We start from the raw sequence: 12,900 nt of genomic DNA on the forward strand, positions 1-12,900 counted from the left end.
TCAAGAATCGGTATCCTCATCAAGGCAGATTGCTTCAATTGATTCAAGATTAGTAGTGCACTTTCCTTCATTAAGGATATCATAGTGCCAACGATGCCTTGGGCAAACAAGGCAGGATTTTTCCAACCAACCTTCTTTCAAATCAGCGCCTTGGTGCTTGCAAAAACGAAGCACGGAATAACGTTTCCCGTTAACGGTTATGATCATACGCTCGTGGCTCTCGTGAAAATTTTTGATTAAGGTGCATAATCTTGCAAGCGATTCAGCATCCAAGGTTAAAAATCCATGGATTAATGTATGGTAAACATCAGGGTTTCTTGACAATTTCATTCTGAAAGTGAGGGCAAAATCCGGCCAATTCATTTCTTTGGTTAATACTTTATTTACTTGCCAAGCTGGCGCCTTTATATGATAAAAATTATTTCGATCAACAATTTCATCCACCACGCATAGTGCTTTTTCATGAAAATTGATGCAATACAATTTTGGGTAATCTTCGATCTGCCAATAAAGAGGGGTAGTGATCTCGGTGTGCACAAGGTGTAATTGTTCAATTTTTTTCTCAAGATCAGCCCTTAGCCCTAAAAAAACTTTTTCAGGATTAATTTTGTTGTTTTCGAGTGTGCGATTATGAAAATAAGTTTCATATTCTTTTGCATATCCTTTAATGTATTTTTTAAAGTCCTTCTCATCCACTCTATCTTCTGCAAGCTTAATAAATTTACCATGGGAAATATCTAGTGTATCTCCCGGAAAAATTTCCGGCCATTGAGTCAACGAATCCTTACAGCGAGTATCAAGGTAAGCAATAAGTTCCTTTGCCCTTGGAAAAATGTTGAGTTTTTCGAAATTAATAGGCAGGAGGAGAGGATCTAAAAAACAGGCTGGTCCGGCTGAGGGAAAATAGAATTTAGGTTTTAAAGTCTCTATCGCTCTTGCGGTTAACTCAAATTTAATATGCTTTTTGTTTGCTGATATCTTTTCGTATTGCTTCTTAGTGTAGTCATAACAAGTCGGATGCCAAATTGCTCCCGAATATTGAGCAGCAAAAACATCAATTTCTTTATACTTATTGATAATCTCAGGTAATTTTTCATGCAGCTTACAATCGTTCATATTTAAAAATTTATGCGATTTCGTTTGTAACAAAAGGGTCGAATCCGACTCAAGCTCGGCATCAATCAAAAACAAAGTAATGGTCGCATCGGGTAGGCAAAGTTCTTCATTATTTTTTAAACTTATTATTTCTTTACATTGATAATGATCCCTTTCTAAGTTCTCTTTTACAATTTCACGATGAAAAGCACCTAAAATGATGGAAAAATCCCTATTTTGAATGGTTTTTAGGAAAGGTAAATCGAAATGGTCTTTATGTTCATGGCTAATATAAATGTACTTTTTTTTAGGGCTATGATTCATTAAATCACGTACATAATCACCCATATGATGGTTTTTGGGGTACTGAAACCAGGCTGAATCAAAAGCACCATAGGGTGACAACCATGGATCCATGATAATTATAGTTTCTTTAGTTTCCACACAAAAGCCAGCATGCCCAAGGTAAGTAATTATCATTACATTTTGCCTTTGTTGATTATCATTTACCTTAGATTATAGAAGCGATTTTAGCGAACTGAGGTAATATGCATGGTGGTAGTCTTAGGATGGTTTATTTGTCGAGTCGGTAAATAGACTGGCTAGGCCAGACTCAATCGAGGTAAGTGGCCTAAAACCTAATTCTTTTTGAGCTAACAAATTGTCTCCTAGAGAATGATACGGATCCCCTGGTCGGGCAGGTTGATGAATAATAGGTACTTTTTTACCTGATAATTTCATCATTAATTCAGCTAATCCTAAAATAGAAGTGGGATGTCCGGTACAAACATTATAAATCCCTGATTGACTTGAGGCTTTCTTTGCTGCAGCTAAAAGAGCCTGTACTACGTCGTCAATATAAATAAAATCCCTTGTTTGATTTCCATCGCCAAAGATTGTAATGGGCTGCCCTTTGAGGATGGCATTCTTAAAAAATGTAATTACACCTGCATAAGAACTTGATTCCAATTGTCCGGGGCCATAAACATTAAATATACGCAAGCCAATTGAATTTATACCATACATGTTTGACATAACTTGCGCATAAATTTCATTCGACAATTTATCAGCACCATAAGAGGTAAGAGGGCTAGTTTTATGTGACTCGGATGAAGGTAGGTCTTTAGAATCCCCGTAGACTGCACAGGATGAGGCATAAACTAACTTAACAGGGTGACTTGCCCGTCTCAACTCTTCTAGTAAACCATTAAAAGCCAAAACGTTATTCGCATGGCTGAAAAGCCAATCACGAGCACACACAGTGAAAGACAATATAGCAGCCAAATGAAAACACGTATCAACCTGCTCCAAGCATTGCCTTAACAGGCCTTGTGAGAGTACATCGCCTTCTATGAGTTCAGCTTTACTAATATCGAAATAAGTGGGCCTATGAATGGATTTATCGATTACCAGTACTTCAACACCTAAGGATAGTAACTGTCTAACCAGATAATTACCGATAAAGCCGGTTCCCCCTGTTACTAATACCTTTTTCAAATGACCTCCCTTTCTTTCTAGACTTCTCTTATGTCTAAGAGTAGTTGATTAATTTTAGATTGCACACACCAAGTATTATAATTTGGTGGTTAATGTTTTAAGTATCTTATGAGTATTATTCTATAATTTAATTAACTTCTTAATATCAAAGGATTGAACATGAGAAAGATTGCAGTCATAGGGCTTGGCTATGTTGGCTTAGGTTTAGCGCAATCGCTAGGTAAACATAATCCGGTATTAGGTTACGATATTTCTAAAAGTAGGATAAGCGAATTAAAAAATAATGTTGACCGCAATCATTTGTTTACTAAGGAAGAACTTTCTGAGAGCAACATCGAATATGTCACCGACCTTCAAGCGATTAAACATGCCGATTTTTATATTGTAAGCGTATCGACTCCAGCCTATTATTACGAATTGCCTAATTTAGAGCCATTAATTAAAGCAACAAAACAGCTCGCTACCATCTTGAAAAAAGGCGATGTAGTGGTTTTTGAATCCACAGTTTATCCAGGTACAACAGAAGAAGTCTGCCAACCATTGCTTGAAGAAATCAGTGGTCTAAAAAGCCCCGAGGATTTTAGCATTGGCTATTCACCAGAACGAATTAATCCTAACGATCTTCAACACACATTAGCCAATACGCCAAAAATAATTTCTGCACAAAATAAAGAAAGCCTAAAAATCATCGAGGAAGTCTATAAGACGTGTTGCCAAACAACTTATCCTGTTTCTAACATCATGGCTGCTGAAGCAGTTAAGATTTTAGAGAACACACAAAGGGACGTGAATATCGCCTTTATGAATGAATTTTCAGAAATCATGCATGCTTTAAATCTCAATGTTCATGAAATCATTGAAGCAGCAAAAACCAAATGGAATTTTGTTCCTTTTAAACCGGGTTTTGTTGGAGGTCATTGTATTTCTGTTGATTCACTTTATTTGGCTTTTAAAGCGAAGCGCGTCGACGTCCAGCACGATTTAATTTTAACAGCAAGAAAAGTAAATGATGGGATAACAAGATTCGTTAAGCATGAACTGATTAATATTTTAATCAAAAACCGCATTACAGTTCCGGATTGTCCGATAGGTATTTTTGGCCTTACCTATAAAGAAAATATCCCTGATATACGCAATAGCCTTGCCCTTAAATTTATTAAAGAACTTAATGAAACAAAAGTGAATTACTTCATTCACGATCCTTTGGTTGATAAAAATTATGTTTTCGATAAATATCATATCCAGATTCAGGAATTTGAAGAAATAAAAGACATTTCAGTTGCAATTATTATCGTTGCCCATGATTTTTATCGCGAGGCAGGTATAGAACGATTTTTAACCAAAATGGGCAGTAAAAAAATCATTATGGATATTCCTAATTTATTCGCTGACTCCACTAAAAACTATGACAACATTCAATATTGGAGCTTATAGCATGGCCATTTTAGTCACGGGAGGAGCAGGATTTATTGGTTCATATTTAGTTGATTATTATTTGAATTTAAATAAGGAAGTAATTGCTATTGATAATTTGAGCACTGGAAAATTTGATAACATTAGTAAGCATCTTAACCACCCTAATTTTACCTTTTATCAATCCGATCTGCTCAATTTTCCCGATTTAATTCCAATCTTAGAAAACTGTGAACTGGTTTATAATATGGCGGCTATTGTGGGCATGTTTAATGTATTGGAGCATCCTATAGCAACATTACGAATCAATATTAATCTTACGGAGCATTTACTCACTGCAATTAGCCGATTAAAACATAAGCCGCCTATTGTCATCGCCTCAAGTTCAGAAGTGTATGGATCAAAACTAAGTGGTATGAAAGAAAGCGATAAGTTGATTCTTGAAACCACTTATAAAACGCACGCTAACTATCCAGTAAGCAAATTGTGCAATGAGCTTGCAGGATTAGCTTATTACAAGGAAAAACAAGTTCCTGTAGTCATTGTGCGTATCTTTAATACCGTAGGACCGAGGCAATCATCGCGTTATGGCATGGTTGTGCCAAGATTCGTCAAACAAGCGCTAGAAAGAAAACCGATTACCATCTTCGCAGATGGCCAACAAACAAGGTCTTTCTGTGATGTACGTGATATGTGCCATCTCCTTCATCAATTGGCAATGACGGACAAAAGCGTTGGGGAAGTTGTCAACGTTGGCAGCGACAAATCGATAAGTATTCTGAATCTGGCTAATCTGGTGAAAGACGTAACCCGATCAAACTCGGAGCTCATTTTTCAAAACTACGATGAGGCCTACGGAAAAGAGTACATTACTATTCAAAATCGTAAGCCAAATTTGAAAAAGCTAAAGTCAATAATCGATTATTCATTAAAATGGGATCTTAAAGAAACGATTAAAGATATTGCTCATCGTGAACAAGGAACTGTTTGATGGGGAAAGTGACCTAATACAGCCCCTCGCAAATCGTATGGATCCCTGCCTGGGCGGAGTTGTTTCAATCCCTTCTAGATATTGCAGGCCCTTAAGATTCTGTGTTATTAATACCACAGTTTTGACATGAAAAGGATATTTGTGTGCGTTCCCAGTTTAAAACGATTATTACTGCTAGCAATCATTTTTTGCAACCAAGCATTTAGCCAACAAAGCGCTGCAGTTTTTTACGGGTCACAGATTCCAGTAAACCAGCTTTGCAATTACAATATTATCATCGTCGATCCTTATTCCGATCTTAATCCGAAAAGGGATTGCCCTAACAGTAAAATTTTCGCTTATGCAAGTCTAGGCGAGGTTTCTTTAGACTCTCCTTATTTTAAGTTGATTCAGCCTAATTGGGTCATTGGAAAAAATGAAGCATGGAATAACAATAAAGTGCTTGACCAAACCAACCCGGGTTGGCAAAAATTTTTCTTAAATCAAATCATTGAGCCCTTATGGCAAAAAGGGTACCGGGGATTTTTTTTAGATACCTTGGATTCTTATTACTTAGCTGTCCATGATCCTAAGCTGCAAGAAAAACAAATCAAAGGGATGGTAGAGACTATCCGTCAAATCAAAATCCGCCATCCTGATGCGAAAATAATTTTAAACCGTGGTTTTGTATTACTACCTTACATCCATTCGGATATTTATGCAGTACTTATTGAGTCTCTTTACAACGCATGGCATCAACAGGAAAGGGCATATGAGGAAACTCCACCTGCAGAGCGAAAACAATTGTTTGAAGAAATTAATAAAATTCGTGCGATGAATTTACCCATCATCATTGTTGATTATTTGCCACCAAATCAACAATACAAAGCTAAAGAACTAGCCGAACAGTTGTCAAAGCAAGGTTTTATTCCTTGGATAACGGATAGCCTGCTCCAATCCATCTACATAAGAAAATACCCGGAAATGCAACGGCAAATATTGGTGGCATACACAAATAAATTACCGGTACGGTTTGGGGCCCCATTGCAGTTTGTTGGTCCAATCCTAGAGCACATGGGCTACATCCCTAAATATCTTGATTTAAACAAAATAACCCAACTACCAAGCGGAGATTTAAGTAAACGCTATGCGGGTATTGTCTTATGGTTGATTGACCCTGTAAAAAATGACTCATTCATGGGCTGGGTACAAACGCAAATTGAAAACAAAATTCCAGTTGTTTTTTTAAATAGTTTTGGAGTGCCTTACGCTGATCCGGAATTGACTAAATTGGGTTTATTTGTTTCCTCAGAAAAAGAATCTGATGCATCCTTACGAATAGCAAAGATGGATCCTAAGTTTATAGGGCATGAAATAGCGCCAATACTGACACCTTATGATTTTGTTGTATTAAACGCTGCGTCCAGCCAAATTTTGTTAAAGGTAAAAAACGTGTACGAACAAACCTCCGACGTTGTCGCCATCACGCCTTGGGGGGGGTATGCACTCATACCTGATGTTATTCAATACATGCCAAATTTATCGACAAGATGGGTAATTAATCCATTCCCATTTTTTCGTAAGGCATTACGGTTGCAAGATTTTCCTATTCCCGATACAACAACCGAAAACGGCCGGCGACTGATGTCAGTGCATATTGATGGCGATGGCTTCTCTTATCCGGCAAGATGGATTGGGGGCCGTATTGCTGCGGTGGAATTACGCGATCGAATATTGACGCGATTTCCCATACCAACAAGTGTTTCAGTAATTACGGGAGAAATAGCACCTAATGGTAACCAACCTAAAAAATCGCCAGAATTGATGGAAGTTGCCCGAAGTATTTTTGCTCTTCCTTGGGTAGAGATAGCTTCCCATACTTTTTCCCATCCACTTAATTGGCAACCACAGAGTAAACGATTCAATGAATTGGGTGAAGAATCTACTTACGGCATGCGCATTCCCAATTATAAATTTAACTTAGCTACGGAGATCACAGGATCAGTCGATTTTATCAATAAGAATCTTGCACCTGCCGATAAAAAATGTCATCTCTTCTTTTGGTCAGGTTTGGCGGATCCGAGTAAAGAAGCGCTAGCCCTGACTTATAAAGACAATTTATTGAATATTAATGGGGTAAGCGGTACTCATATTGATAAAAATGATCCTTCTCTAACAGGTATTCGGCCAAGGGGACTTGAGCTTGGCGGTTATTATCAGGTTTTTGCACCCATCGATTTGGATTTTTATTATATGAATAATTTAGCGGGGCCTTTGTATGGTTACGAAAAAGTAATCCAAACTTTAGAATTAACGGATAAACCACACCGCTACAAACCAATTGATCTTTATTATCATTTTTATTCAGCAAGCTATCCTGCCGCCTTGCAAGCGCTCATAAAAGTATATCAGTGGGCTTTAAACCAACCGGTGATGAATATTTTTATTTCGGATTACATTAAAAAGGTTTTGGATTTTTATCAAACCTCTATCGGTAAAATTGATGGTTCCTGGGTTATTACTACAAATGGTGAGGTGCGTGAATTTAGATCCCCACTCCATTTTGGCTACCCTGATTTGATTAACAGCAAGAATGTCATTGGTTTTAAAAAAATCAATGATGAATTATATATCCATTTGGGTTCAAGTCATTTTACAACGTTAAAATATCAAAAAACTGAACCCACTCAACCTTATCTGATTGAGGCAAATGCGCGTATCGTAGATTACTCCAGAAAGAAGAAAAAATTGAGTGTAAAATTTGCAGGATATATGCCTGTACAATTTACTTTTGCGAATGTTGCTCAATGTAAAATGTCATCGAAGTTTCCATTGAAGGCAACTCATAATTCTGATAAAACAATAAGTTATAGTTCTTCCGAGACTAATAATGAAATTCATTTTGATTGCTGAAGAAAAAAAAGCGCAATCATTCTTTCCTTGGTGGCAAGTGATCATCGTTATTGTCGTTGTTAGCCTCACTTTTTTTATATTTTTTCCACAACGTCTTTTAGAAAAAACATTAAGTTACAGTGTGCCATCTCCTGCTGTATTGAATTATTTGCAGGCATTTAGCAAATTATATCCCCATGATGTGCAACTCTCCATCCGCATAATCGAACAAGAAATAGGATTAGGTTTAATAAAGCAGGCACGCGAAAACGCTGAAAAACTCAGGAAAAATGCTCCTAACCCCTATATCTTAAATCAACTGCGCTGGATAGATTTTCTAATTTTACGCTATCAAGCCTACAATTCAAAACCCAATACCTCTCAACGCATTTCTTACTTACGCCAATTACGTCAAATGACCGCGGCTTTAGAAAATGCTGATCTCAACCCACAACAGCTCAAAACAATCGCTCGAGAAAGCCTCTATGTTGCCCAACCTAAAGTAGCGTTAACCTTTTACAACCGTTTGTTTGATATGAATGAGTTAAATTCCCCTGAAGATTTACTTGAAGGAGGCAATATTGCTTTACAAGCTAATGCCCAACAAGATAGTGCAAAATTTTACAAAGTTATCTACAGTAAGACGTTTAATGAAGCAGAGAAAAAAACATATGGATTAAAGGTAGTAAAAGCATTATGGGCAGCGAATCATGTTCAGGAAGCATTTTTTTTTGCACAGCAATTGCCTGAGGAGCTGATAAATGATCGTGATACGCTTATATTCTTATCAAACCTGGCTCTGGCTGCAAATCATCCTGAGGTTGCAGAAAAATATGCAGTTAAGGCATTGCTAATTAACGCAAACACTCATCAGTGAAAATACCTGAGAATGCATGGGATTGTTTTGGAAAGTTCAGAGAGAGCTGGATCAAGCCTGAGCTTTCTGCCCAAATAACTCAATAACTGCTTTGTTCCATTGCTCGGGTTGTTCCAGGTTCGATAAGTGTCCTGCATCGGAGATAACCACTAATTTACTGTTTTTTGCCAAAGCATGCATGTTTGCGCTTTGTTGGGGCGGAATCACAGTATCCTTATCACTCGTTATAATAAGCATAGGAATAGATGTTGTCGCAAGAACGTTAGAAAAATCTTGGCGTATCGACATGCCACGCAGCGCTGAGGCTAAGCCAAAAGGAGTTTGGTCTAATAGTATGTTCTGTAAAAATAAGCGTATTTGTTGAGGAGCTTCGGCTGATAAGGCTTTATTTATAAAATCGTTTGCAAACTTTTGTGTCCCGTCAGTAAGGACATCCGAAGCGAGAGAGTTAGCTGATTTTTTCATTTCAGGGCTATCGGTGATGGCTTGCGAGTTTGAGAGTATTAGTCCATTGACCCTGTCCGGATATTTGGCAAGAAATGCAAGAGCAATGTACCCCCCCATTGAAGTACCGCCAATAATTGCTTTCTTAATGGAAAGCTGATCAAGCAATTGAGCAACCTCATCGGCATATTCTTCCATTGTGACTGCCGATCCGGTAGTTCCCTCAGAATAACCAAAGCCCCACAAATCTAAACTAATCACGCGAAAATATTGCTTCAATCCCTGGTGTTGCGGCAACCATAAATTTTTATCCGTGGGAAAGGCATGAAGTAAAACCAAGGGTTCCCCCCGCCCGAAATCAGAATAGGAAATGTATTTGGTGTAGTTGGATGAAAAGGCGGACGCATTGGAAATACCTAGAAAATAAACACTAATACAAAATAGAAAAAACATAAAATTTATTTGTTTGCCCTGTGTAATGTTTTTTTTGTTCTTCTTCAATTTATTATCCCTTAAATCTTGCACACGTTGATTATTGCACTTGGGGCTTGTAGATAACAATAGGGCTATGGATTAAATAATAAAAGGGTTGGGTTATAATCCAACACTCAGGTAATGCAATGTTCTAAAATGTTAGCTTAAGACCAACCTAAAATTAGTTAATCTGAACTTTAATGAAATAGTCTAAGCTAATACTAAACATTTATTCTCATTTACCTCTCATGGGAGCATTCCGAATGGATTCGAAATTTATCCTAAAAATAAACAAGCATGTCTTTGGTGTATTAATGATTATACCATTTATGCTGTATGGGGCTTCGGCTGAAAATCAGCCGATCACACTAAATGTGGTCAGTGAGCCAATCCGCGTGAATGATAAACAAAGTAGCGTATTTAATATTCGCCAACCCAATGGTAAAGCAGGTTTTGAAGGGGTAAAAGGTCAAGAATTTAACGTGCTTGTAGTGAATAAAACGAATGTTCCCATTGTGATTCATTGGCACGGATTAATTGACCCTAATAATCAAGATGGTGTTCCCTATGTGACTCAATTGCCTATCCCTGTTGGTGGAAAACAGCACTATCGATTTAAGCTGGTTCAAGCCGGAACATTTTGGATGCATTCTCATGAGGAGTTACAAGTTCAGAAATTGATGGCAGCCCCGTTAATTATCCACGATCCAGCTCAAAGGAAAATGGCTGATCAGGAAGCGGTTGTCATGTTGCAAGATTTCACCTTTCGTAATCCTCTGCAAATTTATGAGGAGTTGCGCCATAAACATCCTATGGCAATGGGTATGGGTGGGGCAGGAATGGACATGAAAAACAGAGTGATGAAAATGGATTTAAACGATGTAAAATTTGATGCCTATCTGGCAAATAGGCGAACATTAAAAAATCCAGAAATTATCCGGGTAAAACCAGGCTCAATTCTTCGGTTACGGCTTGTTAATGCTTCAGCCAGTACTAATTATTGGATTTATACAGGGAAATTATCGGGCAAAGCTATTGCTGTGGATGGCGCTGCGGTTAAGCCTTTAATCAGTGAGCAATTCGAATTAGCATTAGCAAATCGGTTGGATATTCTTCTTACTATCCCAGAAGGAGAGGGGGCTTACCCTATTTTGGCACAACCTGAAGGGACGAATAGTCAAACTGGTGTGATCCTAGCAACCCCCGGCTCCAAAATTCCTCAGCTCAGCGAGAAAGCGAATACAACGGCCCCGGCGTTAACTAATGCACAAGAATACCAATTCAAAGCACTCAATCCGTTATCTAAAAAAACAGTCGATAAAGTATTAACTTATAAGCTTGAAGGGGATATGAAAACCTATGTTTGGAAAATAAATAATGAAGTATGGCCTAAAGTAACCCCTTTTCTTATCGAAAAAGGGCAGCGAGTTGAGATTGAATACATTAATCTCTCCGGCATGGCCCATCCCATGCATTTTCATGGACATGTGTTTGAAGTAACCGGAATTAACGGTAAGCCCATAGAGGATGGTCCACTACATGATACTGTACTGATTCTGCCCAATTCTAGCATGAAGTTGCAGTTTGATGCGGATAATCCAGGCATTTGGTTTATGCATTGCCATATTCTTTATCATGCAAAAGGCGGAATGGATACAACGATTAATTATCGCAATTATCCGGAACCTGATTTTTATAAGAAATTAATTAGTTCAGGAATCGAGGAATAAAACAACTCATTTTGTTTCATAACCATTATAAAAAGGTAAAGTTCTTATATAAACGAGGAAGTTATACCCCAAAGAATTGGCTTTACCTGTTACTGATTATGAAAGTGGAAAATCGGAATTCTAAGCGTGTTAATGAATGGTATTCTGATTGGTCACAGTCGAGGATTGATCCGCTAAATATCTCGTTGTGTCAAAAGCCCAAAATATCAAGGGTGTTAATATTTATTTAAGCTGCTTCATTTATACTTTGAATGTAATTTTTATATTCAATATGTATGGATTTGTAGCGCTATGGTTGTATTATCTTTTGGTCAAGCAATTTTATTACTGATGGATCATTATAGAGCAGATGAAGCAATAACTGAGAACCTCAAAAAGATCTACATCAAAGGAGTTGAGACTGCAGAGGATTACCAGAAAATAATGGATTTATTTCATAAAAGTGGATTAGGTAGCCAGTATGAAATTTCCACTGATGCAAGTGTAATAAATGAAGATTCCTCAAGAAGATATTTTGAAACCCATCTGGCCTATGAAACATTATTTGTCTCTCTTGATCAACTTAAATTGGCTGATATTACTGCTCATTATAATGCTTTATATTCTATGCTTTCCGAAGAGCTTCGAAATAAATTCGATGGTTATATTGCAGGGCAAATCGTGCCAAAGAATGATAATTTTGCCACAGAGTATATGGATGCTTTTGCAAAAATAAAAACAAGCGAAAGTTATTCTCATTTTTCAGATACACAGAAGGACACTTTAGTTTTAATTTTAAAATGCTCCTGGTTAGGGGTAATGATGGCTATGGCTAAATTCCCAGCTTTGCCGCTTAATCTTTATGGAACTGGTTTTTTCTCTGAAAAAGACCGCGGTAGAATCACAAAACAAGGTCAAGTTGCACCAATGTCAGAAGAGTTCCTAAAACGAATGCCTTATTATTCTAACCATTTTGGTTTAATGAAAAGTTATATGCCTGTTCCAAAAGGGGATGTTATTTTTGCGGAAAACGGCTTTAATTTTGTTAAACCATCTGATCAAAATACTTTCGACCCAACCGCATCCTGGCCGAAAAAAAATTTTTCAACCTTGGTTAATCCGTTTTCATGTTCAATTTCAGGAACTACTTTAAGCCAGTTAAGATGCATGAAAAGTTTAAAAGAGAATGGACAAATGGAGTTTGATTCTCTAGAGAAATTCTCTACTTTTCTCAAGTGTTTTACATCGAGTTTATTATTTAATAGTGGTGGGCACGTATATAATGAATTTTTAGCTGTACTCAAAATCCCTGAAATTAATGATAATTTTAATTTCATTGAGGGGTTTGAGACTATTGATGCGATTACATTATTGTGGAATGGTAATGAACGAGCCTTTAATAAAGCGATTGAAGATACCATTGACTACACAAAATTGATCCTTGCTAAACAGGAATGCCATGAGCAGATTAAAGAATCAATACAACTTAAATAAATTCAATCTTTTTATTGAAAGGGAAGCGATGGGAA

At 37.3% G+C, this 12,900-nt stretch carries 9 protein-coding genes; 6 read left to right on the plus strand and 3 right to left on the minus strand.

Annotated features, from left to right (window positions below; translation table 11 throughout):
• Positions 1–1,575 (minus strand): Rieske 2Fe-2S domain-containing protein, encoded by a 1,575-nt coding sequence (locus tag LMI_RS04965; RefSeq protein WP_045098809.1) that lies wholly within the window; start codon positions 1,573–1,575, stop codon positions 1–3.
• A gap of 84 nt (positions 1,576–1,659) precedes the next feature.
• Complete coding sequence (locus tag LMI_RS04970; RefSeq protein ID WP_045098810.1) at positions 1,660–2,592, minus strand: NAD-dependent epimerase/dehydratase family protein; 933 nt, start codon at positions 2,590–2,592, stop codon at positions 1,660–1,662.
• A gap of 159 nt (positions 2,593–2,751) precedes the next feature.
• On the opposite strand from LMI_RS04970, the gene LMI_RS04975 reads away from it, so the two are divergent.
• From LMI_RS04975 to LMI_RS04990, 4 genes are all read left to right on the plus strand, one after another.
• Positions 2,752–4,026, plus strand: a complete 1,275-nt coding sequence (locus LMI_RS04975) for a nucleotide sugar dehydrogenase (RefSeq protein ID WP_045098811.1) — start codon at positions 2,752–2,754, stop codon at positions 4,024–4,026.
• 1 nt (position 4,027) lies between these two features.
• Positions 4,028–4,996 carry an NAD-dependent epimerase/dehydratase family protein gene (locus LMI_RS04980; protein ID WP_045098812.1) on the plus strand — a complete coding sequence of 323 codons (969 nt, stop codon included), beginning with the start codon at positions 4,028–4,030 and terminating at the stop codon, positions 4,994–4,996.
• A 141-nt stretch (positions 4,997–5,137) separates the two neighbouring features.
• Entirely contained in the window at positions 5,138–7,888 is a 2,751-nt protein-coding gene (locus LMI_RS04985) for a bifunctional glycoside hydrolase/polysaccharide deacetylase family protein (protein ID WP_045098813.1), read from the plus strand.
• The gene (locus LMI_RS04990) at positions 7,866–8,744 is read left to right on the plus strand and encodes a hypothetical protein (RefSeq protein ID WP_045098814.1); all 879 of its coding nucleotides are present in this window, start codon (positions 7,866–7,868) and stop codon (positions 8,742–8,744) included. The genes LMI_RS04985 and LMI_RS04990 overlap by 23 nt, the downstream gene beginning before the upstream one ends.
• Before the next feature lie 51 nt (positions 8,745–8,795).
• Here LMI_RS04990 and LMI_RS04995 read toward each other — a convergent pair whose 3' ends face one another.
• The gene (locus LMI_RS04995; protein ID WP_231852242.1) at positions 8,796–9,689 is read right to left on the minus strand and encodes an alpha/beta fold hydrolase; all 894 of its coding nucleotides are present in this window, start codon (positions 9,687–9,689) and stop codon (positions 8,796–8,798) included.
• A gap of 236 nt (positions 9,690–9,925) precedes the next feature.
• Here LMI_RS04995 and LMI_RS05000 point away from each other — a divergent pair, with 236 nt between their 5' ends.
• Together LMI_RS05000 and LMI_RS05005 are read left to right on the plus strand one after the other, a co-directional pair.
• On the plus strand, positions 9,926–11,392 hold the full coding sequence (locus LMI_RS05000; RefSeq protein ID WP_052679457.1) for a multicopper oxidase family protein: 1,467 nt from the start codon (positions 9,926–9,928) through the stop codon (positions 11,390–11,392).
• Positions 11,393–11,683: 291 nt separating this feature from the next.
• Complete coding sequence (locus LMI_RS05005) at positions 11,684–12,865, plus strand: hypothetical protein (RefSeq protein ID WP_045098815.1); 1,182 nt, start codon at positions 11,684–11,686, stop codon at positions 12,863–12,865.
• The last annotated feature ends 35 nt before the right edge of the window (positions 12,866–12,900 follow it).

The sequence above is a fragment of the Legionella micdadei genome (assembly GCF_000953635.1).
GTDB classification, from domain to species: Bacteria; Pseudomonadota; Gammaproteobacteria; order Legionellales; family Legionellaceae; genus Tatlockia; species Tatlockia micdadei.